Consider the following 23,922-nt stretch of genomic DNA (forward strand, 5'->3'; position numbering starts at 1 on the left):
AGATTAATTTTTTATTTAATTCATTGAACATAGTATAATTTCTTTTATAAACGTAATTTGATTCACCATGGAATAATAATGAATACAGATGGTTCACTGGAGGCCATTTTGAAAAGGGAGGAACAATTACATGTCAGAAGATTATCACTCTCGCACAGAGCGAAGAAAAATACAAGAACAGCAGCAACGGGCTTCAAAACAGCAAAAGGGTAAGAAAAATGGTAAAAGCGTTTGGAAAAAAATAGTCTATATTTGCCTTTCCCTGGCGCTTGTTATGATTCTAGTGGGAGCAGGTGCTCTTCTATGGATCATCAAAGATGCACCAAAATTTGACGAAACGTTATTAAAAGATCCATTATCATCTGAGGTCTATGCGGTTGATGGGAAAACAGTAATTGCCGAGGTCGGTAAAGAAAAGCGGGATGATATTACAATCAATCAAATACCGGATGTCCTCAAAAATGCAGTGTTGGCAACGGAAGACGCCCGTTTTTACGAGCATCACGGAATTGACGTAAAACGGACACTTGTTGCCATTTTCACGAATGTCACATCTGGCACTTCTCAAGGCGGAAGCACGATCACACAGCAAATTGTCAAAAACTCGTTCCTAACCACGCAAAAAACGGTTACACGAAAGGTGCAAGAGTGGTATTTAGCCATTCAATTAGAAAGACAGTTCACGAAAGATCAAATTCTCGAAATGTACTTTAACAAAAACTTGTATGGCAGTGATGTGTACGGAGTGGCCAAAGCGGCAGAACGATTTTTCGGCCTGGGCCCGGATGAGTTAAACAAATTAACACTCGAACAAGCGGCCCTCCTCGCGGGGATTCCGCAAAGCCCAAATAACTATATTCCTACTGTTGAAAGTAATCTTCCAAATGCGGAAAAACGGAGGAATTTGGTTCTGCAATATATGAACAGACACGGCTACATAACAAAAGCAGAAATGCAAAAAGCACAAAGCACACCGATTAAAGATACGTTGAATATTCAACAAAAACAAACAAATAAATACCAAGCATTTGTTGATACGGTGATACAGGAAGTGCAAACCAAAACAAAAGCAAATATTTTTGAAGACGGGCTAAAAATTTATACAACTATTGATCCGAAAATCCAGCAAATAACTGAAGATGTCCTATCAACCAATGAGTATATCAGCTATCCAGATAATGATAAATTGCAGTCAGCTGTTGTCATTTTGGATACACAAACCGGTGCCATCAAAGCAATTGGCGGCGGAAGAAATTATCAAACCGGGGGCTATAATTATGCCACAAAGATTAAACGCCACCCTGGTTCGACGATTAAACCGATTCTTGACTACGGTCCAGCCATTGAAAAATTCCAATGGTCGACCGGGCACATTATAAAGGACGAACCGTATAAATACTCGACTGGGACACCGATTCGCAATGCCAACCGTTCTTATGCTGGAGATAAAACCATAAGGGACCATTTGACATGGTCAAGGAATATTCCGGCGTTAAAAACGTATCAAGAAGTGGGAGCAGACGATGCGACGAAATTTGCCAATAGTCTTGGTTTCCCTATCACCGATACCCAAAAAGCAAATGAATCGAATGCCATTGGTGCTATTGATGCCGCCTCCCCGCTGAATATGGCGGGTGCCTATGCGGCATTTGGAAATGGCGGTTACTATATTGAACCATACACGGTTTCAAAAATTGTTTATGCAAATGGAACAGAGGAGAAATTGGCTTCAAGTAAAAAGAAAGTGATGGAGGATTATACGGCATTCCTCATTACAGATATGTTGCGGACGGTTGTGGACTCCGGTACAGGGACAATGGCCAATATTTCAGGTCTTGATTTAGCGGGAAAAACGGGAACAACCAGCTTTGATGAATCGGCCATAAAAACATATGGGTTACCGGGCAATGCAACGCGTGACGCCTGGTTTGTCGGATATACGCCGCAATACACCGGTGCGGTTTGGACAGGGTACACCGAGACGAAATCGAAAGATGACTATTTAGGAACCACAAGTGCGAACTTTTCTAAGTTAGTGTTTAAAGCGATCCTGTCACGGGCAGATGCCAGCACCGAAAAATTTAAGCAACCTAGCAGTGTGGCAAAATCCGGGAATGAATACTACGTAAAAGGCGGGGAAAAGCCGAAGCCGCCAAAACCGGATAAGCCGGCCGATGTGAAGGCAGCTTATGATGAAGCTTCAGACAGCATTCAATTAACATGGAATTACACTTCTGGCAATGATTCAGGGACTACTTTTGAAGTTTCTTATACAGTGGATGGAAAAGCTGCAAGCCTGCCGTCTACGGGTGATAAGAAAGCGGTACTGCAAGGCCCTGAGAAAGGAAAGACCTATGTATTTAATGTCGTAGCGGTTACGGGAGGCACAAAGAGTGATGCGGCTTCTGCATCCTTAACGGTTCAAGGTACGGCTGAAGCGCTAAAAAGTCCAAGTGGATTGCAAGCTAAATACGATAAAAATTCGAACCAAATTGCAATCAGTTGGAGCAACAATAATGCCAATTCCCAAAATGTGAGCTATGTAGTTGCTTTTACAGTAAATGGAACTACCCAAACTTTAGCGCCAACATCAGGGACATCTGCAACGTTGAGCAACCCGCTGCCAGGCCAAACCTATGTCATTAAGGTAGTGGCTTCCAATGATGCGGGAACGAGTGAACCAGCTACAGCTTCTGTTACAGTAGACAATACAGAGAATAACAATAACAACAATGGGAATGCTGGAGAGGGAGCAGCAGGAGCAGGAAATACGAAAACAAATCCTTAAAGTGAAGGAGACCGTCTAACTTTAGACGGTCTCCTTTTATGTGTCTTAACAATATGTTCTGTTGAATTAGACTGTTGCCCATTCTTTTACCTCGAGATTATAAGCTTCAGCAAAGCCTTCTCTCATAGCTTGAGCAATTTTCCTTGGGGTGTTAACGTCTCCCATTAATTTCACGTTGGCAAAGTTTGCTTTCATTTCATCGGCAATTTTATGGTTTGGCCGTACTCCAAGTGAAAGGACGACAGCATCAACTGAAGTTTCCACCATTTCGTTTGTATCCAATCGTTCTAGAATGAGGCCGTTGTCGATAATCTTGTGTAATTTATGGCCCGGATTTAAGCCAACCCCAAGTTTTACTAATTTAGTAGTGACGTCAATTAGATTTTGGAAATAGGCGCCAGGGCCAATCTTGTCAGCCATTTCATATACATTTACCGTATTTCCCTGTTCAGCTAACAGTTCAGCCGTCTCTAACCCGGTCATACCGGAGCCGATCACAGCGATATTTTTTCCACTTATATTGACATCTCCGTTTAAAATGTCAGTAGTGGTATAAACATTTTCCCGCTTAGCTCCGTCAATGCCAGGGATGAATGCATCGGCACCTGTAGCAACAAATACAGCCGATGGAGCTAACTTCCGGACTTCTTCCACTGTAGCCATTGTATTTAAGCGTACTTCCACTCCAAGCTGTTTCAATTGATTGTCCAAATACTCAATCAGCCAATCAATTTTCTCTTTTTGCGGCGGCTTGTTCGCCAATAACAGCTGGCCGCCTACTGTCGCTTCTTTTTCAAAAATGATAGGCTTGAATCCCCTCATTGCCAACACACGGGCACTTTCCATACCTGCAGGTCCTGCGCCAATGATGGCCACGGTTTGACCTTGGCCGACCAATTGCAAATCATCAAATTGTAATTCTCTGCCCATGCGCGGGTTCACGGCACATTCAAGGCCGCCAGCAAAAATGGATTCAAAGCAATGCAGGCAGGAGATACAGTTGCGAATATCACATTCCCGGCCTTCAGCTGCTTTATTAACCCATTCAGGGTCGGCTAACAGCCCGCGGCCGATTCCGACAAAGTCAATTGTATGGGATGACAGCAATTCCTCTGCAAATTCAGGTTTCCTAATGACATTCGCAGCAAGGACAGGGATGTTTACTGCTGCTTTGACAGCCTGTGATAAATGAGTCCTCCAGCCTTGAGGATAGGAAGTTGGTTCGACAATCGTATTCATCGTTTCATAAATGCCTGATGATACATCAATCGCATCAATGCCCAGTTTTTCAAGAGCTTGAACGATTTTAACGCCTTCCTCCAACACAATTCCCTGCTCAGGGGATCCAATTGTATTTAAAAATTCATCGACCGTCAATCTTACCATTAATGGATAGTCGCCACACTCTTGGCGGATGCCTGTAATGATTTCCGCGATAAAGCGCAGGCGATTTTCAAAGGAGCCGCCGTATTTGTCCGTCCGTTTATTAGTATAGGGGCTTAAAAATTGGTTCAGCAAGTAGCCGTGGGCAGCATGGAGCTCCACGCCATCAATTCCCGCTGCTTTAGCCCTTTTGGCACCGTTCACGAAATCCTGTACTAGGCTTTCCACTTCTTCTGTTGTGAGTGCCCGGGTTTCTTCCTGCATAAGCCCGCAAGGAATGGCGCTAGGTCCAACAACTGGCTGACCTCCAATGGCCGCAGAGGCATTTTGTCTGCCTGGGTGATGCAACTGCACAAATAGCTTTGTTCCGTATTGATGAATTCTGTCAGCAAACTTACTTAATGATTCGATATTTTCATCTCTGGACACACTCAATTGTGCATCGCTAGCCTTACCATGGTCATCGTTGACTCTTGTCACCTCTGTTACAATTAAGCCTACGCCGCCTTTAGCTCTTTCCTCATAATATTTAATAATCCGCTCTGATGGAGTTCCGTCGGGGTTGGCGAAACCTGTTCCCATTGCGGTCATAACCACTCTATTTTTTATTTCAAGGGTTCCAATTTTTCCAGATGTGAATAAATTTGAATATTTTTGGGACATTGTCTATTCCTCCCTATGAAAAAGTAATACTGCACATTAAGGGTAACGCTCATTTTTTAAAAAGTAGAGTGAGATTAATCACGAACAGAAACGATTTCAAAGTTTGTTCATAATTTCACATATATTTTGTAACAAGTTGAGAAAGTAAAACACCCCCTTCATAAGAAAGGGGGAGTAAAGACCTAAAATTTATTTATTGGAAAACAAGTAATCAGCATCCCGGATGAGATAATTAGCGTATTGTTCCGAGATATGCTTGCCACTTTGCGCCTGAACCTCGTTCTTAAATGCAGCCAAATTTCCTGCGTCAAGTTTGCTCTCCAAGCTATTGGCAATACCGTTATGATCGATCCATCCGGCTTCCGTAAAGCGTGTGATCAACTCCTGCAAGGATTGGATGCTTGTAGAAGTTTGGAACTTTACAACTTGGTTCACCATATTCCCGGCCAAATCATAGGTTGTTACACTATATTCATGCTGACCAAGCGGCAGGGTATAAAGAGGAATGGCTTTCCCGATTTCTATATTGCTGCCATCTAATGTTACCGTTGTTTTGGTGCTGTCGATTCCAGACAAATTGTCTTTGAGCTCAATAGCTGGATTGATATCCAAGGAATCACTGTAAATTTCGTCCAAAACGCCAGTTACATCAATAATGGGGGCAGTCCTATCTAGATGAATAGCCATCCTTTTTGTCTCTTCAAGATTTCCGGCATTGTCCGATGAACGATAGCATACATCATATACTCCATCCTGATTGACCGTTACCGGACCATTGTATGTTTGCCAGGTGTTCCCGCCGTCCAAGCTATACTCTGTCTTGTCCACACCCGAAAGTGTATCGGAAACGTTAAGACTTAACTGTACATCACTTACAAACCAACCGTTCAGCCCTTCCGGTTGAGCTGGCGTAACAGCAGCCGTTGAAAGAGGTGCCGTTTTATCAATCAGTACATGTTGATTTTGAGCCTTTTCAATATTTCCTGTTTTATCAACAGAATAGAAGGATATGGTATACTCTCCCTCAGAACTTATTGTAAAGGAAGTTCCATTAACATATTCAGACCCATCGACTGAATAGAAGGTTTCGGCGACACCGCTCTGGTTATCAGAAGCATCCAGTTTAACGGTTACGTCGTCTTTCGACCAGTCCGTTGGAGCATTGGACTTTGTGACTGGAGCGGTATGATCCAATAAATTCACTGTGATGTTATAAGTCTGAAACTGGTCTCCACTTTCGGATGACACTACCATTGTTATTGTGTTTGGGCCCTCTTTAAGCGTCAAGTTTACGGGACTTGCGTTTGAAAGTGATTGACCATTGAGAGCTATACTTACCGTGCTTCCGGAAGTGGCCGTTGCGTAGGTAAGGGTATGTTCAGCCTCCGATGTTGTACCTGCGGAGTAAGAAACGTCACTCTCTACAGGTTCTACCGCTTCAAACTCTGGGTTAAGCGTGAGCCCCGATAACTCCAGTGCGGTTAAATACGCAAGTATACTCCGATCTTGCTTGTAAAGATCAATGGTGTAAGTTTGTACTGTACCGTCTGCGGCAGTTATGGTAAGCGGTACTTCATTTTCTCCTGCCGACAAAGGCACCACAATATAATCGTTGTCGTCTATACGTCCAAGCTTCGTTCCATTTAGCGATACTTCTGCAAACGGACTTGATGGGGTCACATGTATTTTTACGCTATCATACTGATAAGGCACTTCCGAAGCCGATGTAAATGTCCGGTTGCCGGTGTTATAGCTAAGCGCACTGCCGCCCAGTTCATCCACCGTTACACTTGTTACATCCGAATCGTCTCCTTCCGGACTGCCTTCATATACCCATAGATAATCAACCAAGAAATCACCAAGATTGTTGGCACTGGCGAATATCTGAAAGTAATTAATGGCATTCCCCGCCGTGCGAAGCTGCGCTCCAGATTTCTTCAGCACCCCGTCAATGTAGAAATCGAAGGTGTCCGTATCCATGTTCACAACCATTTTGATATTGTACCACTGGTTCATGTTGTTTGAGAAAGTAGTAGTACCAGAGGAACCTCTTGTAGCGTGTGTAAAGATTTTGCCGCCGCTAAACCCGAAATCTGCCATAGGGGCGTTGATGGTCCCGCTGCTGTCTATCGATTCGCCACTGTAGATGGCAAATTGATTGGCACTGCTTCCGGCCGCTGTTCTCTTAATCCTGGATTCAATTGTAAATAGGCCGGATGCTTTCATGGCGGTTTTGTTCCAGACTTTTACCCCGTCGGCATTTGCCGTCTTGGCAAGCTTTAAAAATTTGTTGCCAGTCTCGTCTTGGACGATCTCTACCGTCCCGCCGGTACTGTTCACATTCCAAAGGTCGTTGCCGGAAAAGGCACCTGCATCATAATCAAAATTTTCCTTTAAGAAATAATGAAGCGCTTTGACAACCCGAGACATGGTGATATTCACTACAGTCGTATGGGCCGCCTGTACAGTGACATTATTTTGAATTCCGTCATAAAAGTCTTGTTTTTGAACCGTGACGGTATATCCGCTGCCCACAGGAAGATTATCAATAGTATAAGTTCCGTCATTGGCGGTCACTGCCTTCCCAACCACTTTCCCTGTACTGTCCGTCACAGCAACGGCTGCCCCTGCTGTATTCATCACATTCCCGGAAATGGCCCCGGTCGTCAGAGTGCTTGCCCCGAGTGTCAGGTTCAGCGCCGTCACATCCGCACCGAAAACCTGGACGGATGCCAGCCCCGAGCTTGCATAGTTCGCCGATGATGCCGTCACGGTCACTTCCGCTCCAGCAGGTATACCACTAATGGAATAAAATCCCCTCGAGTCCGAAGTGACGGTATAGGTTTGCCCGCCAGCCTGCGCCGTGACGGTTACTCCCGCTTTGATGTCACCGTAAGGATCGAATGTATATCCTCTCAGGTCTCCGATGGAAGAATTGGTTCCTTGAAATTCATAGATGCCGAGATCTGCACCGCCAGGGGAAATCGGATTTCCCGCAATGTCCGTAATGGTGCCGACGGGTATGGTTGTGTTGTCGTGGGATGTAATCGCCTTGCCTACACTGATAAGGGGTGAATCAGCTTGCAGTTCGAATCCGGAGAGATTCACGTCACTGCCTGCCCCTCCATTGACAGCCGATAGACCTTTGAATTTCGGGTCTGCCACGATGGCATCCGTATCTTCATCCGGAACAACCGAAACGTTATAGTAGTCATTGTGGCTATAAATGACGCTAGTACCGTCATCGGTCCTCGATAAAGTATTATTCGGGCTGTAAAAGATATTGTTAGACAAATAATTAAAGTAGTTTGAATCGTTCAGATACCGGTTCTTGTCTCCTGATGTGGAGACAAATGTCGCCGCCTTGCTGCTCGAATTATAAAAGATATTGTTGTAAACGTAATTGTGGCCTTTGTCGCCGTGAATATTCAAATATCGTTTGCTGCTATCACTGTCTTGTATCACGTTGTAGCGGACCACGGCGCTGCCGTAAATGAACCCGCACAGCAGGATGCCGTCGCCGTTTCCATGGAGATAATTATACTGGATTAGCGCATTTGTGGATGCTTTGTCCGGGTCGATGGCATTGGAGTCGGCACCTGTAGGCTTCTGTCTTGCGCCATAAACTTCATTCCATTCGACAGTTATGCTATCGGTAAAATACAGCTCAATGGCGCTTGTGCCGGCACCGTGCGAAACGTTGTGCCTAATCACTGAATTCTCTGTGCATGTGAGGTAGATGGTGTCGGCGGCATACTCGCTCCCATCATGATCTAGGTAATTATCCTCAATGGTGAAATTAGTATTCGGATACCATCCAGTATGATCATAAGCTGGTGCGCTTGCATCCTGTCGTTCCCCCCATGCCTGTAGCTGCTTGACAATGATGCCTCCAAAGGAGTTATCGATCAGCACGTTATTCTTAATCGTCACGTCCGAGAACCAGGTAGGCTGAAAGCCCGTTACGTTCACAGGGTTTGCAATCACAGGAAGGCCATTTTGGCCTTTTACGATGATTTCAAACAAGATACCGGCCGTACGCTTGGAAGGATCCCAGCCGCTGCCACTGACCCCGTTTGCTTCGCCCGCTACATCGTGAACATAAAGGTCATGAAGATAGAAGTCCTTCAGTTCCGTCTGAGTTGTGTTATTGCCGCCAACGATGTGGATTCCGCGCCTGTCCGCGCGCATAGCGGCTTGGGTAGAGGATTCCTGGCCGGTATAGCCGTCCGGCTTATTGCTGATGTCCAGGTCGCGTATTTCTATGTGTGCTTGGTTTTCAAGATAGATGGCGTCGGAAGCGTACCGCGTGCTGCCGTCGGTAAATGTCCAAGGAACCCCAATATTCTTAGCTGAAAATTTCGGCTTGGCCCCCGAGCCGTAGGCACCGATTACAATGGGAGTGCCTGCTTCGCCTGAACCTTTTGGATGAAGCGCCTCGGTGAGCTCCCAGGAGCTGCCCGCCTTAAACAGAATCATGTCGCCAGGGGAAAATGCCGTGGCATTTACCTTCTGAATGGACTTCCACGGGGTTTGCGGACTTGTGCCGTTGTTGTTGTCATTTCCATCGGGAGCAATATAATAGACAGTCCCTTTGGTGTTGCCGGGCTGGGTTGTGACGACTCTGGCATTGGCATCGTCGCTTTTGATACTTTCACCCAGTTGTTTCATCGTGTAATTGCCGGCTTGGGATACTACGCCTTGGTATGTATCGTTGTTAGAAATAGGAATAACCCCATCAGAACTATTTGTTCCGGAATTTGCCGCCCCAAAGGCAAGTCCAGGGCTTGAAAAAATCATTCCTAACAGTAAAAATAAGATAGATGTAATCGGATACATTTTTTTGTAAGAACGTCTAGCCATTTTTTCCCCTCCTGTTGTTTGATAGTCGCTATCAGCTTGTTAGGTTACAGACAAGCATTTCCCTGCGGAATTTCCCCCTCTCAAAAACAGACTCTTTATTCATAATACTTACTATTTTATATTTTCAGTTTCCTGATATTGGGCGATTTTTTTCTCTAATTGCTTTTCTATCATGTGCATGGATATTTTCCAACCACACTAAAAAAGACACACATCATTGCACTTAATGATGCGTGTCTTAATCGTCATGCTATAGACTATTTCGCTAGTTTTCACTTTCAGAATAATACTTATTTCTATAATTAGAAGGAGACATTCCCGTATATTTTTTAAATAACTTACTAAAATGGGATACATTTCTTATGCCAACTTGTTGACCAATGGACGTAATGGATTTATTGGATAACAGTAATTTCTTGGCTTCTTCGATACGTTTATTTTGTATATAATCTGAAATAGTATATCCTGTCACTTGCTTAAAACTATGGCACATGTAATGCTTATTCATATGAACATGAAATGAAATAAAGTCCAGGTTTATATCTTCGTTTATATTATGATTGATGACGGACAAGATTCGCTCTACATACATTTCCCGTTGTGATAAATGGCGAATTTCCTTTTTATCAGATAGAGTTTTTCGGTAGGCCTTTACTAATAAATCAAATAGAGTAATTGAAGCCAGTGTATCACTGCAAAACTCATCCTTATTTAATTCACTCTCCATTTTTGAAATTAATCTTTCTATCTCATATTGTTCACTTACATCCCAATGAATGATTTTTCCGTCACTCGGAAATAACTCAGAAATTATCGTATCTATTTGATGGGGGAACATCTCAAGACTACTATCTAAGAAATTTATAACACTTCGAATATAAGGGGCAGATTGGGATGGTCTAGGGATATGGGGGGTATCTCCTGGAATAAAGATCATATCGCCGCCTTTAGGGGAATAAACCTGATTTCCTATGATAAGTTTAACGTTTCCTTTATGGAATAAATAAACTTCATATCCCATATGTGTATGTATCTTTGCATTCCCATCAATCGTTTTCTTTTGATACTTGACAAACATTCCTTTTTTTTGAAGGTTATAGTCTGTGATAGGAGAGTCACCATAAATAAACAAGAGATCACCACTTTTTATAGTCCATGTTGTTTGAAGTTTTTAATGGATAAAATGTTTAATTTATAATAATATTTCGACAATTAATTCGAAATCACCTTCTAATAAATCAATTCCTTTAATTATGATAGGGATGCAAACCGTACAATAAATGAATGTGGATTAATATTATAAACATGCCCAAAGAAAGGTATGGAGGTAGGAATATATGAATAGCCTTGAAGATTTAGTAGACGCAATTTTTAATGAACCTATGCTAAGGGAAGGAACGTATTCCTATTTCATTTCAGGGACTAGGAATTCGTTTACCAGCGGGTATTTTGAAATCATTGGGGATAAAGGTTCATATAATGGTGAGATCACGATTGCTCTTTTTAATAAGTATGCTAACGAGATTAAGGCCTTCATGCAGGGACAGGGCATTCTCTGTATCAAAACAGATGCTGGTACATTAGTGGAGCATTGTATCGTGAGGGATATAAATCCTGAACTTTTTGATCAGGATATCTTTGAGTTGCTCAATTATCAAAGGTACGGTTTGGAACCGATGGATGAGGAAAGAAAAGAAGTCTTGCAAAAATCATTGAAAGCCGAAAAGATTAAACATACATTAGTCTTTGCATGTTATTTGAATGATATGGATCAAATCAGAGCGCTAGCCGCCTGTGCCAAAAAATCCGAATTGGACAAGGTTCTGGAGTATCGGGGCACTCCGTTGCAGTTTTGCAGTAAACACAATAATGTTGAGGCATTTCGACTAGTAGCGGAAAAAGGTGCAAACGTAGGAAAACGTGCTCTAGGACAAACGCCTCTTGAAATTGCTTTTACATACTCAAGCGATATCGTGAATTATATTCTTACGGAATATCCAGATATTTATGAGAAGGAGGTAAAAAAGAAGGGTTTTGGAATTGCTATTCATTGTCAAAATGAAGCCCTGCTCGAAAATATTTTAAAATTGGGCTGCGATGTGAACCAGGACAGAAAGCCATTCCCACCACTGCATAATTTTGCAGATTATAATAATATTGTTGGAATTAAATTCCTCCTCGAACATGGAGTTAATATTGAATGTAGGAATCAGTATAAACAAACAGCCCTGCACAGAGCGGTTAGGGCTGAAAATGTTGCAGCTATTGAAATGCTATTAAAATACGGTGCGGACATTCATGCAAAAGATTACAATGGAATGACAGTTTTGGATTTAGCGGAAACTTGCAAAAATAAAGTTATTCTTCATATGATGGTTTAATAGATTTTAAGATGACGATCAAGCGGGTGACGACACGCTGGAACACGAAGATGCACCTCATAAAAAATAAAAAATGCAGATAAGGAATAGGACGGAAATTAAAATACGTTTGATTGTAAAAACTATTGAAATAGGATAGCATGATAAAGCGATAATAAAGGAGGAAATGAGTCAAGTGATTAACATAACAATTCCAAAACCAAATGTTACGATAACTAAACAGAAGAATCCTGAGCAAAGCAATATATTTGGATTCACTGATTTCCATCTGATCCCTCGGGATAAGGGGGGAATCTTTATGTTTTACAACAATGATAAGGAGTTATTATTTGTTGGGAAAGCAAGGAAGTTACGGCAAAGAATTAAAAAGCATTTTGAAGACAATGTATCCCCAATTAAAATGCATCGAGAAGAAGTCACAAAAATTGAGGTATGTGTGATCGAAGATCCTGTTCATCGAGAAATATACGAAACGTATATTATTAATGAATTAAAGGCCAAGTACAATATTGATAAGGTGTTTTATAAATAAACAAAAAAGGGGCTGTAGGCCCCTTTTTTATTGAATCCATAAATGATTAATGTGCAGTTGATAGCTTTTTCTTATTGGAAAGCAACAATCCTCCCATAATAATGACAGGTACTATATTAACAGCTGCCAAAATTGTTCCTTGAAAGTCTGTTCCACTCATTAAACCATGTAGAGTAACTAGTATATAGAGGATGGGATTAAGGGCATGTAGTTTTCTCCATTTTTGATAACCTATCTTTTTTCGGAATTTTGAAGTGATAATGGTTAAAATCAAGAAATAAGTCGCAATTGTTCCCATGGCCATAGATAGAGTTTCATAGCCGCTGGCAAATGGGATTAAGATCTCAGACAGTTTAAACGGAAAGTAGGAGTCTATCAGCAAAACCCCTAGGTGACCGCAAGTGAGAATTAGTGACCAATCGGATAGTGCTTCATGAAGATGAAGCAGGTTGTTTACTTTCTTTTTTCGTTTCTTTTGAATCATGGAATAAAGTCCGGTCAGTACTGCTGCATATAACAATAGATAAGCAACCGTTCCAGTGGCCCGAATCGCATACCATTCAAATGACTCCATTTTATTTTCCTCCTCGACAAATCCATAAAATTTCTACCAGCACCCTAGCGCTTTTCTTATCAGGTCCCACCAGTTGTGGTATCAAAACCTCCATGTTGGCTAAACGATTGACCTTGTGAAGAAGATTGAGTATCAGATTGCTGTGACTCGCTGCTGTTACTGCTACTGCTGCTGCTTTGATCAGGGATCTCATAGGTGACAGAAGAATCACCACTCTGTGTTGAGTCCTGAGTTGTGACCTGTGCTTGAGCTGTTGTGGTTGTATTGCTGGTATTATCTTTGTTTGAAATTCCCAAGTATGACATCATCCCTGCTACGAGTGCAAGGCTGGCAAAGCTTATTCCCCAAGAGGTAAATTTCTTTTTTTCCATTGTTATTTCTCCTTTCGGTTATCCATCTATTTTTAAAACAATGTTCTTTTGTTCATGTATCTATCATGCGCCTTGAAGCTGAATTGGTTATGAAAGGCAGCTGAAGGTTTCCTGAAAGAATTGAAAATCTCTAATCCAGAATAAACGGTTGATTTAAATTGCTCTGAGAATAGGGGAAAGCCGCGAACTCGCGGCTTAGAATTGTACAGTACAAATCTATAAAGTGTTTGCCCATTGTTTCAATACTTGTTCTTTTCCAATCGAATAAATTTCTTCTTCCGATTGACCTTTGGCTGCTATCACATTGGTTTGATAGTTCTTTCCATTTATTGTTACTCTAATTGTATAAATACACATTGGTTTCTTTCTCCTCTCAAATGATTAACTCGCTTCGATTAATCCGTAACGCCCGTCCTTGCGTTTATAAACCACATGGGTACGGTTAGTATCGGCATCGGTGAATACATAAAAGCTATGACCAATTAAATCCATTTGCAGAATAGCTTCCTGGCTGTCCATTGGTTTAAGATCAAACTGTTTCGTGCGGACGATTTCTAAAGGCTCCTCTTTGTCATGATTTTCTTCGTCACTCATAAAGATGGCAGCATTTTCAGCCTTTCCGTGTGTTTTTCGATTAATCTTTGTTTTATATTTCTGGATTTGGCGTTCCAGCTTGTCCAGGACTAAATCGATGGCGGCGTACATGTCGATATTTGTTTCCTCTGCCCTAATCACGAGGTGGGGGTGTGTAATGGTTACTTCCACCTTTGATGTTTTGTCAGGATTGAATCGTAAATTCACATGTGCGTTTGTGTCATGTATTTTTGTCAAATATCGTTCAAGTTTGGATACTTTCTTTTCAACATATTGCCGAATGGCTGATGTAATCTCAATGTTCTCACCACGGATGTTAAATTTCATAAGGGAATTCCTCCTCATTAGATGAAAGTTGTATTTCTTTAAATCCATGTCTGTATTATGCAACTCCAAACTGAATTAAGCTTGAAGATAGGCTGAATGTTTCCTGAAAATCGTAAAGTCTGCAATCAGGCGATTAGTATGGAAAAGTAATCTAATAACTTGTCTGTTGATTTGTGCTCCCGGCGCTTTGCGGATCTTTGGACGTGCGGGGGGGGCCTCCTTGCCGCTACGCTGAAGGAGCTGAAAAAGTAACATTACTACAAGTGCTGAAGATATTATAATGACTGAGACGAAGGAAAAAGAGTCTTCAAGGGAAATAGCAAGGGTCCCTAATGACCGTGCTGAAAGAAAAAGGGTCTTCAGGGGTAATAGGAAGCTCTCCTAACGACCTTGCTGTAAATAAAAAAGCCTTCAGGGGAATTAGGGGATGTAGGAAATGAGCTTATTAAAATATAAAAGCTGACCCAAAAGAGTTGTCAATCAACTACCTTTTGAGTCAGCTTCTTCACAAAGACTAATGTTTTAAGAATTTGGTTGTGTCAAATCATAGACAGTGACTCCATCGACTGTTTTTGAAGTAAAGTTATTCTGAACCCAGGTGGAGATTTCCGAATTAGAGCCGCCCATTGGACCTTTTTGGAAGGTACCATCAGAGGCACTCTCTGTTGTTCCTACATTCGTGCTGCCATTTGCAGAATCTTCATTAGTCGTGCTGCTGCCCATAGGGTTAAAGTTACCACCACGGTTCATTCCGCCGCCACTAATAAAGTAATGGATTTTCCCTTCACTTACATATTTTTTAAATTGGGCAAGGGTCGGTGTTGGATCACTGCCCGTAAAGCCGCCGATGTCCATGATGGGTGCACCTGTCGCCAGTTGGTAAGGCGCAGAAGATTGTGATCCAACTGTGGCAGCTGCCCAAGTGTATTTTGAAGCATCCTGCTGCAGCAATTTCACGATATTCTCGCCAGGTGTGGCGTTGTCGTCAAAACCACTCTGTTTGGAATTCCCCGAAACAGTGCTGTCATTAGAGCCCGAGTTTTGTCCTGTAGACTGGTTAGATGTATCAGTCCCAGGAGGCATCTGACCGTTAAAGCCGGCGTTCCCGGATTGTCCCGTGGACGAACTGGAAGAATCAGTCCCAGGGGGCATTTGACCGCCAAAACCAGGGTTTCCAGATGGCCCTGTCGACGAATTGGCCCCAGGAGGCATCTGACCCTCTCCTGAACCACCACCGCCTGGAAAACCCCCGCCCCCCGTGGTTGGACCAGCAGTAGGCATTGAACCGGTATGCGGTGTGGCAATGGTTTGAATCGTAAAAGCAAACGGACCAGCCAAGCATGCAGCCAATCCAGCTGCGGCCACACCCATCATTAGCTTTCTGCCAAGCTTAGGCAGGAGCACCATACCGATGGCTGCTATAACACCAATTATTAATATAGCTGTACGAAGCCACGGGTGCCATGAAGATGAGCGATTGAGTAAAACAAAGGACCAAACAGCGGTCAAGGCAATTGCCGCCGCTAACCCTAAACGGGCAGACAGATGATCTTTACTAGCCCAAAGAACTTCGACAGAAATCCCGATCATGGCGCCAATGGCCGGAGCCAGGGCAACCGTGTAGTACGGGTGAATCGTCCCTTGACCAAAGCTGAACACCACACCGGTGACGAAGAACGTGCCACCCCACAAAAGCAGAGCTGGAACCGAACGATCACTTTTCCAATTTCTTCGCACTAGCCAAATAGCAACAATCATCAGAATAAGTGCTGCGGGAATCAGCCACGAAATCTGGCCTCCCATTTCGGAATTAAAGAGACGCCCTAAGCCGGTAGTGCCGCCAAAGTTTGCGCCACCGCCACCGCCGCCAGGTTGTCCCATAGCAGCCGCTCCGCTTGCCATGTCACTGCTGGATGCTCCCGTTGCAGTTGTTTGGCTGCTCATACCAGACTCATTACCGGTAAGCCGTCCCAAACCGTTGTATCCGAAGATTAAATCTAGAATGCTGTTGTTCTGGGAACTGCCGATATATGGGCGTTTCGAAGCAGGTATAAGCTCAACAATCGTTACCCACCAACCTGCGGACACCACTACGGTAATGGCGCTGATGACAATTTGCACCAAACGCCGGCGAACGGAAACTGGAGCAAAAAACAGATAGACGACCACAAATACCGGGATGACAAAGAAGGCTGCCAACATCTTGGTTAAAAAGCCAAAGCCAATGAGTGCAGAGGCCAATACGAGCCACTTTGTTTTCCCTTCCTCCAATGCTCTTGTGAAGGCGTAGGCACTTGCCGTAAGCAGCAGAATGAGGAGGGCATCAGGATTATTAAATCGGAACATCAGTACCGCGACTGGCGTCAGGGCCAGCACAGCCCCCGCAATCAAGGCCGCACCGGCGCTAAACCAGCGGCGAACGGACAAGTAGAGGAACCATACGGATGCAACACCCATAAGGGCCTCAGGAACAAGCATGCTCCAGGAATTCAGTCCGAATAGGCGGGCCGACAATTCCATGATCCACAAGGATGCGGGGGGCTTATCCACAGTTATAAAGTTTGATGCATCAATCGAGCCAAAGAAGAAGGCCTTCCAGCTTTTTGTCCCCGCCTGAACAGCGGCACTGTAAAATGAATTAGCCCATCCTGATTCGCCAAGGCCCCAAATATACCCGACCGCAGTCAATAACAGCAAAATCCACAGAGCAGGCCTTTCCCATGACGGTTCTCCCGGCCGGCCTGTAAGTAAAGCAGTGAGTTTCCCTTTTCTAGCTTCTAACGCATCTGAATGTTGTGTATTTGATTGATCCATAATCATCTTCCTTCCGTCTTGCAGTCTTTTCATCAGACCGCAATTAATATTTGGTTCATTTATTTATCAGGACACATCAAGCAGATAACCCGCACCACGAATGGTCCGGATTAAGAGCCTTTTATGATCGCCAAGCTTCTCTCTTAATAATCGAATATACACTTCCACGATATTTTCTTCTCCGGTAAAGTCAAAGCCCCAAACTCTATTTAAAATAGTAGATTTGCTTACGACGAGCCCATGATTGATGACTAAAAATCTCAAGAGTTCATATTCTGTTGGAGTCAGTGCCAGACGATCTTCATGAAACTGAATGTTTTTCAGACGGTCATCAATTTGAAAGGGGCCAATGGCGATATCTTCTGCAAGAATCGGAAATTGGTTTCTGATTCTTGCATGGATGCGTGCCACTAACTCTCCGAAACTAAATGGTTTGACCATATAATCGTCGGCACCTATATCGAGTCCTTTGATGCGCTGCTCCTCATCTCCCATTGCGGTAAGCATAATAACGGCAATGTTTCCTGATTTTTTGAGAATACGGCATACCTCAAAGCCATCCATTCCAGGCATCATCACATCCAGGATGGCAACATGGGGTTCAAAGCTTTTGGCTAGCTCGATGGCGGAAGTCCCGTTTTGCGCGGTTCTAACATCAAACCCTTCATCCATCAGCCCTAGTTCTAAAAATTGTAAGATTGAGATTTCATCATCAACTAAAAGTACCTTTACTCTTTTATTGGTCCGCATTCTTTCTCCTCGTTCCTCCGTAATTACTTATTCTTGATGTTCCTTTACATTTGATAAAACTTATATAAATGCTGTTTTAACCGTATTTTTCTGTTTCTCCATATTCATAACTCCTCTCAAATAAGGACTTTTGTTCAACTTCATGTCTGTATTGTGCATTACCAACCTGAAATATGCTTGAAGGAAAGCTGAATGTTTCCTGAAAATGAATCCAATCTTCCGTACTTAAAAGGAAAGACTTTTCGGTAAACAGGTGCTGTCGTTGTATAATAGGTAAATACAAATAGAGACAACATTTTTTCATTCATTAAGCTGATATTCAGATTTCATTCAGCTAATTTTAAGCTAATTAGACGAAAATAGATTTATTAGTATGGGAGGTAGAAACATGAATACAAAAGACGGTATTAAAATCTTGCTGGTCGATGACGAACCACATATCTTGCAATTTTTAGAGATGGGGCTGACAGGAGAAGGGTATGAGGTGAAAACGGCGTCAGATGGATTAACGGCGATTAATGCAGCGAAGGAATTTGAACCGCATATCGCGATATTAGATGTGATGATGCCGGGGATGGATGGCTTTGAAGTTTGCCGGATGATTAAAAAAAGCGGTGCACAGACCTCCATCATCATGCTTACTGCCAAGGATGAAGTGGAAGACCGGGTGAAGGGGTTAACCATTGGAGCGGACGATTATGTCATCAAACCATTCAGTTTTGAAGAATTACTGGCCAGAATCCAAGCCCGATTGCGCAATCAATTCCCCAATCTATTCAATGAAGTTACCTATGGCCCCTTTAAGCTGGACGACCGCAGAAAAGAGTTTAATTATAATGGAAGAGTATTGGGACTTTCTCCGACGGAATATGAGCTACTCAAGTTTTTGGTCATGAACCACGGGATTGTGATGAGCAAAGCCATGATATTAGACCGGGTTTGGGGTTATGATTTCTTTGGGGAAGAAAATATAGTCGAAGTGTACATCCGCTCGCTGAGAGACAAGCTGGGCGATAAGGAGCATCAGGTGATTCGTACCATAAGGGGTTCAGGATACAGGGTGGACTTCCCATGAGGAAATGGAAGGTGAAAAAATTCTTCTTCCCAAGCTCATTAAGATATCAACTTCTTGCACGGACGTTGATCATTTTGGCCTTTATTTTGCTGACCATTGGGATATCGCAGTACTGGGTCATGAAAGATTTTCTATATGACAATGAGGCAGAAACATTAAGTGCACGGCTGATGTCTTTGCCAAAAGACATTGGTTTTGAAGGTGAGAATTTTGACAATAAAAAGCCTGATGGCAGCATGGGGGAGGATACTCCATCACAGCCGAATCATAAGTTCTTCTTTTTGCAAGATATGTCGCTGGCGCTTATCGATCAAGACGGCAATTATCAGGACCTTTTAGAAAATAGCAGCATCGACGCTCCAGAACTTTCTAAAAAGGAATATCAAGCACTCGTGCAGGATACCTTAGATCAAAAGAATACACAATATCGGATTGATTCCAATTCAAAGGGAATTGAGCAGCTGATCGTGTTTAAGCCAGTGGGAGATTCGCCCGGCCAGATTTCCGAAATGCTGCAGCTAGGAACCAATACGGCACCGCTTAAGCATATACTACTTCAGCAATTATTCATTTTTCTCATCCTTTCCGCGTTGGCGTTAGCCGGTGGACTAGGAATTTATCTGCGGGTGCTAAACAGAACGCTTGTCCCTTTGTCCAATATTGTCAGGGCGGTTAAGAAAACCAATGCCGGCAACTTAGAAGAGCGCCTTCCAGTGGACCAGGGGCAGGAAGAAATTGACCGTCTAGCAGATTCGTTTAATGACATGTTAGGAAGATTAGAAGTATCCTTTGAGCATGAAAGAGAAACGAAGGAACAAATGAGACGTTTCATCGCGGATGCTTCTCATGAATTGCGCACACCGCTGACATCGATAAGCGGTTTTCTGGAAGTATTATTAAGGGGAGCGGCCAATCGTCCAGAGCAGCTGTATAAAGCATTAAACAGTATGCAGGGTGAATCGAAGCGGATTATTAAATTAGTAGAGGACTTGTTATTGCTTACTAAGCTCGATCGGGCTCCTGAATTGCAGGCTAGAGAGACGAATCTATCAAAGATGCTTGTGGAAATGGAGGCTCAATTAAAGATGCTGGCAGGGGAGCGGGCGATTCATTTTGACCTTGCTGACGACGTTGTGGGCTTCTATGAGCCAGATAAATTGAAACAAGTCATTCTAAATTTATTTAACAATGCGGTTCAACATACCAATCCAATATCTGGGGTGATTAAGGTTTCCCTTGCAGCAATTGATCGGTTTGCCAAACTTTCTGTTCAGGACAATGGTTTTGGGATCTCTGAAGAAAGCCTGCCAATGGTCTTTGACCGTTTTTATCGTGCCGATGTTTCCCGTGCTAGACGGACTGGAGGAGCAGGACTTGGATTATCGATCACTAAGTCGATAGTCGAAGCACATGGCGGGAGAATTGAAGTCGAGAGTCAACTGGAAGCTGGTACAATCTTTATCGTTTATTTGCCGTTAAAATAGGTGCCTGTCTGTGCCACATTTTGTTGAATCTTCAACATTATGGAGGTGTGACAGGCATTTTTTCTTATTTACTGTAAAACTTTCACAGAAGGAATCCTGTTTGTTTCAGTTCCTAGGTCTAGTGAATTTTTACTTTTTGAGGAAAAGCATCAAGCTTTTTATAGTTTCACGTGGAACAATGGAAAAAGTAAAAGAATTAAGTGCCCGCCTATATCCCCGAGTTTGACATTATTGGGGGCGTGACGGGTTATTTCAATTGTAAGAAAATCACAGTATTCTGTTAGTTTTCTGTAAGAGTGGCTCATTAAACTAGGATTAGTAAGAGAAACGAAAGGAGAGAAGAGGATCCTATGTCATTTAAAACAAAGGACGGGGAAGCCCTTTTTAATACTGCCTATGATCATAACTTAAAACAGTGGCCTGTTGCCTACGATTCTTTCACTGTTCCTACTTCATATGGTCAAACACATATTATTGCAGCAGGTGAAAAGCACCTTCCCCCCCTTATCATGCTCCATGGTGCTGGAATGGGGGCAACCGTATGGAGTCATAATATTGAAATTTTAAGTAAGAATCATCGGGTGTATTGTTTGGACGTTATGGGAGATATGAACAAAAGCGAACCTGTAAAGTCGTTTCATAAGGGGGAAGAGATAGGAAGATGGGTCTGTGAGGTTTTGGACGAATTAAGAATTGAGAAAACGGACGTCGTCGGTCATTCAGCAGGCGGTTATGCTGCATTAAACTTTGTTATTTATGCCCAGCATCGAGTCAATCGAGCGGTCTTATTAGCACCCGCCGCTTCTTTTATCCCATTTCATAAACAATTTTTTGTTCGGTTAGCGATGATCAATATTTTTCGAAGTAAAGCATTCATAGAACGTTTTTTCTGTAACTGGTTTGTGGCAAAAGGACATGTCATTTCAGGATACAGTTTTGAACAATTTATCTATGGTGTGTTTTATTATCAATTTAAAACCAAACCTGTGATACCAACTGTTATTCCAAAGGAAAAATTAACAACGATTCAAGTGCCAGTTTTAATGCTTATGGGGGAGGACGAGGTGATCTATAATCCTAAAAAAGCAGTGGCAAGTGCCAAAGAATGTATTCCCCATATTGATGTTAAAATGATAACCAATGCCAGTCATTGTTTATTCATTGAGCAGGCCGAATTGGTCAATCAGTATATGATGGACTTTCTTCAATAAAAATAAGTGCCTGCCACTGTCTGTGCAGGCACTTCTTCTTGGCTAATTCCGTATCGGTTCTGTTGTTTTCACCACAGCAGCCTGAGTCTTTTCCTTCACATCACTTGGTTTTCTTATAAAGAAAGAACAAATGAATCCAACTACTGAAATTCCAGTAATAAAATAAAAGGCATGTTTTACGCCAGCCGCTAAAATTTCTCCTTGGGAGGCATCTGGAACATCGATAACAAAACCATTTTGACCTGCAGTAAAAAGCGTAATCGCAACGGCAGTACCTGCTGCACCGGCCACTTGATTCAATGTATTCATTGCGGCTGACCCATCTGCGTATAGCTCACGCGGCAATTGATTAAGGGCGTTCGTTTGGGATGGCATCATGAACATCGATAACCCAAAGAAACAAACCATAAACGCTATAACGATTTGCCAAGTAGGTGTTTGGCTGGAAAGAACGGACACAAACATGAAATTCCCTATGACGATCATCATTGATCCCGTGATGACAAGGAAACGAGGTCCCCATTTATCAAATAATGTTCCAACAATCGGTGACATAATCACATTGACGGCATTGCCAGGCAATAATATCAAACCAGCTGCCGCAGCACTAAATAATAAAGCACCCTTTAAATAAAGAGGCAATAGAATAGCCGTTGATAAAATGACTAAAATACCAAGAACCATCATGAAAGATCCAAGTGCGAACATGGGATATTTAAAAACACGTAAATTTATCATGGGCTCGGGCCTTCTCATTTGACGCATGCCAAATAATCCAAGAGCAATCAACCCTACAAGTAATGTTGCCCATACTTTGGGAGAGGAAAAGGCTGCTTCAGCCATTGTGGCCAATCCAAAGATGAATCCCCCAAAACCTATGGATGACAAAAGAATCGACAAACTATCAACTTTGGGTTTGGTGATGTCTGAAACATTTTCCATTTTTGCTGCAGCAAAAATAGTTAATAACACATAGAAAATAGCGCTAATCCAGAAAATATAATGCCAGCTTAATGTACTAATAATAACCCCTGAAAGCGTTGGCCCTAAAGCAGGGGCCAGTGTAATCACTAAGCCCATAATCCCCATCACAACGCCGCGTTTATGAATCGGGAAAATAAGCAAGACAACATTCATCATGACCGGCAGCAGAAGCCCCGTTCCAAAGGCTTGGATTAAACGGCCAATTAATAATACGGAAAAGCTGGGAGACAACGCTGCTAAAATAGCTCCTAACAGCGAAATAACGATTCCACCGACTACTAATTGTCTTGTTGTAAACCATTTCATTAAAAGTGCCGAAACCGGCACTAAAATGGCTAACACTAATAAATATCCTGTTGTCAGCCACTGTGCGGCAGCGGCCTTGATTGAAAAGTCTTCCATCACATTGGATAAGGCCATATTTAAGGCTGTTTCGCCAAATAACCCGATAAAGGCACCTAACATTAAAATAAATGCCATTGTCTTAGGGTTTCTTACTTGAATTTGTGTTCCCATCATAATCCCCTTTGCTTTTTTTGAAAAAAAAGTATTGTCAACTAAGTTGACTAAATCATTCTACGATAAACTTGGGCTAAATGTCAACTGTGGTTGACAATAAAAAAGTTTTTTTGTATAGTAGGTGGCGAAACAATGAATGGAGTGAAAACGCTTGAATCCTGAATTAGAGTCCTTGGATTTAATTGACTTACTAAGTGAGCGTCATCTTTTACTTCGCAGGATTACAGAGAAACTGTGGAATAATAGCAGTGATATTCATATATCCAATTCTGAATGGTTTATCATGGCGAGAATTTACAAAAAGCAGCCGACCATTGCCTATGTTTCAAAAAATGTGGATATATCACGGCAGGCTGTCCATAAATTTATAAAAGGCCTGCAGTCAAAAGGATTAGCTGAAGTAATGAATGTTGAAAACAATCATAAAGAAAAATGCATAAAGTTAACTTCATTAGGTGTGGAATGTTTTGAGAAAAATGCAGCACTAAAGGCCTCGCTTGTGAATAAAATTGCAGATAAAATGGGAGAAAAGGAAATAGCATTTCTGATTGATTTATTAAAATCTGATTGGGGATTAGAGGAAGACTATAAAAGGTAAAGAGTTGGGGG

17 protein-coding genes are annotated in these 23,922 nt (G+C 42.5%); 7 read left to right on the top strand and 10 right to left on the bottom strand.

Annotated elements, in window-relative coordinates:
- The first annotated feature begins 130 nt into the window (after positions 1-130).
- On the top strand, positions 131-2,788 hold the full coding sequence (locus ACY8D0_RS08545; RefSeq protein WP_462410094.1) for a transglycosylase domain-containing protein: 2,658 nt from the start codon (positions 131-133) through the stop codon (positions 2,786-2,788).
- A gap of 66 nt (positions 2,789-2,854) precedes the next feature.
- On the opposite strand, the gene ACY8D0_RS08550 is transcribed toward ACY8D0_RS08545, so the two are convergent.
- From ACY8D0_RS08550 to ACY8D0_RS08560, 3 genes are all read right to left on the bottom strand, one after another.
- Positions 2,855-4,834 (bottom strand): oxidoreductase, encoded by a 1,980-nt coding sequence (locus ACY8D0_RS08550; protein WP_462410095.1) that lies wholly within the window; start codon positions 4,832-4,834, stop codon positions 2,855-2,857.
- A gap of 189 nt (positions 4,835-5,023) precedes the next feature.
- Positions 5,024-9,697: an OmpL47-type beta-barrel domain-containing protein gene (locus tag ACY8D0_RS08555; protein WP_462410096.1), complete on the bottom strand. Its 4,674-nt coding sequence runs from the start codon at positions 9,695-9,697 to the stop codon at positions 5,024-5,026.
- Between the two features lie 265 nt (positions 9,698-9,962).
- Positions 9,963-10,829 carry an AraC family transcriptional regulator gene (locus ACY8D0_RS08560; RefSeq protein WP_462410097.1) on the bottom strand — a complete coding sequence of 289 codons (867 nt, stop codon included), beginning with the start codon at positions 10,827-10,829 and terminating at the stop codon, positions 9,963-9,965.
- A gap of 205 nt (positions 10,830-11,034) precedes the next feature.
- Here ACY8D0_RS08560 and ACY8D0_RS08565 point away from each other — a divergent pair, with 205 nt between their 5' ends.
- Both ACY8D0_RS08565 and ACY8D0_RS08570 read left to right on the top strand, forming a co-directional pair.
- Complete coding sequence (locus tag ACY8D0_RS08565) at positions 11,035-12,078, top strand: ankyrin repeat domain-containing protein (protein WP_462410098.1); 1,044 nt, start codon at positions 11,035-11,037, stop codon at positions 12,076-12,078.
- Positions 12,079-12,253: 175 nt separating this feature from the next.
- Entirely contained in the window at positions 12,254-12,610 is a 357-nt protein-coding gene (locus tag ACY8D0_RS08570; protein WP_462411325.1) for a nucleotide excision repair endonuclease, read from the top strand.
- Between the two features lie 46 nt (positions 12,611-12,656).
- On the opposite strand, the gene ACY8D0_RS08575 is transcribed toward ACY8D0_RS08570, so the two are convergent.
- The 6 genes from ACY8D0_RS08575 to ACY8D0_RS08600 all read right to left on the bottom strand — a co-directional run bounded on the left by ACY8D0_RS08575 (position 12,657) and on the right by ACY8D0_RS08600 (position 18,040).
- Positions 12,657-13,184: a ferric reductase-like transmembrane domain-containing protein gene (locus ACY8D0_RS08575; protein ID WP_462410099.1), complete on the bottom strand. Its 528-nt coding sequence runs from the start codon at positions 13,182-13,184 to the stop codon at positions 12,657-12,659.
- Between the two features lie 59 nt (positions 13,185-13,243).
- Entirely contained in the window at positions 13,244-13,555 is a 312-nt protein-coding gene (locus tag ACY8D0_RS08580) for a hypothetical protein (RefSeq protein WP_462410100.1), read from the bottom strand.
- 216 nt (positions 13,556-13,771) lie between these two features.
- Positions 13,772-13,912, bottom strand: a complete 141-nt coding sequence (locus tag ACY8D0_RS08585) for a BA3454 family stress response protein (protein ID WP_462410101.1) — start codon at positions 13,910-13,912, stop codon at positions 13,772-13,774.
- A 24-nt stretch (positions 13,913-13,936) separates the two neighbouring features.
- Entirely contained in the window at positions 13,937-14,476 is a 540-nt protein-coding gene (gene hpf / locus ACY8D0_RS08590) for a ribosome hibernation-promoting factor, HPF/YfiA family (protein WP_462410102.1), read from the bottom strand.
- Positions 14,477-14,998: 522 nt separating this feature from the next.
- A complete protein-coding gene (locus ACY8D0_RS08595) occupies positions 14,999-17,290 on the bottom strand; it encodes an ArnT family glycosyltransferase (protein ID WP_462410103.1) in 2,292 nt (763 codons plus the stop codon).
- Positions 17,291-17,356: 66 nt separating this feature from the next.
- Positions 17,357-18,040 (bottom strand): response regulator transcription factor, encoded by a 684-nt coding sequence (locus ACY8D0_RS08600; protein WP_462410104.1) that lies wholly within the window; start codon positions 18,038-18,040, stop codon positions 17,357-17,359.
- 388 nt (positions 18,041-18,428) lie between these two features.
- Between ACY8D0_RS08600 and ACY8D0_RS08605 the strand changes: the two genes are divergently transcribed.
- From ACY8D0_RS08605 to ACY8D0_RS08615, 3 genes are all read left to right on the top strand, one after another.
- Positions 18,429-19,115, top strand: coding sequence for a response regulator transcription factor (locus tag ACY8D0_RS08605; RefSeq protein WP_462410105.1), 687 nt, complete (start codon positions 18,429-18,431; stop codon positions 19,113-19,115).
- Entirely contained in the window at positions 19,112-20,599 is a 1,488-nt protein-coding gene (locus ACY8D0_RS08610; RefSeq protein WP_462410106.1) for a sensor histidine kinase, read from the top strand. Before ACY8D0_RS08605 ends, ACY8D0_RS08610 begins: the two co-directional genes overlap by 4 nt.
- 350 nt (positions 20,600-20,949) lie before the next feature.
- The gene (locus ACY8D0_RS08615; RefSeq protein WP_462410107.1) at positions 20,950-21,810 is read left to right on the top strand and encodes an alpha/beta fold hydrolase; all 861 of its coding nucleotides are present in this window, start codon (positions 20,950-20,952) and stop codon (positions 21,808-21,810) included.
- 42 nt (positions 21,811-21,852) lie between these two features.
- Here the strand turns inward: ACY8D0_RS08615 and ACY8D0_RS08620 are convergent, their stop codons facing one another.
- Positions 21,853-23,310, bottom strand: coding sequence for an MDR family MFS transporter (locus tag ACY8D0_RS08620; protein ID WP_462411326.1), 1,458 nt, complete (start codon positions 23,308-23,310; stop codon positions 21,853-21,855).
- A gap of 154 nt (positions 23,311-23,464) precedes the next feature.
- On the opposite strand from ACY8D0_RS08620, the gene ACY8D0_RS08625 reads away from it, so the two are divergent.
- Positions 23,465-23,911 (top strand): MarR family winged helix-turn-helix transcriptional regulator, encoded by a 447-nt coding sequence (locus ACY8D0_RS08625; protein ID WP_462410108.1) that lies wholly within the window; start codon positions 23,465-23,467, stop codon positions 23,909-23,911.
- The last annotated feature ends 11 nt before the right edge of the window (positions 23,912-23,922 follow it).

The organism is Neobacillus camarae (genome assembly GCF_054950115.1).

Coding starts and splice junctions, on each gene's coding strand:
- ACY8D0_RS08545 (WP_462410094.1), top strand. CDS start 131: ATGTCAGAAGATTATCACTCTCGCACAGAGCGAAGAAAAATACAAGAA.
- ACY8D0_RS08550 (WP_462410095.1), bottom strand. CDS start 4,834: ATGTCCCAAAAATATTCAAATTTATTCACATCTGGAAAAATTGGAACC.
- ACY8D0_RS08555 (WP_462410096.1), bottom strand. CDS start 9,697: ATGGCTAGACGTTCTTACAAAAAAATGTATCCGATTACATCTATCTTA.
- ACY8D0_RS08565 (WP_462410098.1), top strand. CDS start 11,035: ATGAATAGCCTTGAAGATTTAGTAGACGCAATTTTTAATGAACCTATG.
- ACY8D0_RS08575 (WP_462410099.1), bottom strand. CDS start 13,184: ATGGAGTCATTTGAATGGTATGCGATTCGGGCCACTGGAACGGTTGCT.
- ACY8D0_RS08580 (WP_462410100.1), bottom strand. CDS start 13,555: ATGGAAAAAAAGAAATTTACCTCTTGGGGAATAAGCTTTGCCAGCCTT.
- ACY8D0_RS08585 (WP_462410101.1), bottom strand. CDS start 13,912: ATGTGTATTTATACAATTAGAGTAACAATAAATGGAAAGAACTATCAA.
- hpf (WP_462410102.1), bottom strand. CDS start 14,476: ATGAAATTTAACATCCGTGGTGAGAACATTGAGATTACATCAGCCATT.
- ACY8D0_RS08595 (WP_462410103.1), bottom strand. CDS start 17,290: ATGGATCAATCAAATACACAACATTCAGATGCGTTAGAAGCTAGAAAA.
- ACY8D0_RS08600 (WP_462410104.1), bottom strand. CDS start 18,040: ATGCGGACCAATAAAAGAGTAAAGGTACTTTTAGTTGATGATGAAATC.
- ACY8D0_RS08605 (WP_462410105.1), top strand. CDS start 18,429: ATGAATACAAAAGACGGTATTAAAATCTTGCTGGTCGATGACGAACCA.
- ACY8D0_RS08610 (WP_462410106.1), top strand. CDS start 19,112: ATGAGGAAATGGAAGGTGAAAAAATTCTTCTTCCCAAGCTCATTAAGA.
- ACY8D0_RS08615 (WP_462410107.1), top strand. CDS start 20,950: ATGTCATTTAAAACAAAGGACGGGGAAGCCCTTTTTAATACTGCCTAT.
- ACY8D0_RS08620 (WP_462411326.1), bottom strand. CDS start 23,310: ATGGGAACACAAATTCAAGTAAGAAACCCTAAGACAATGGCATTTATT.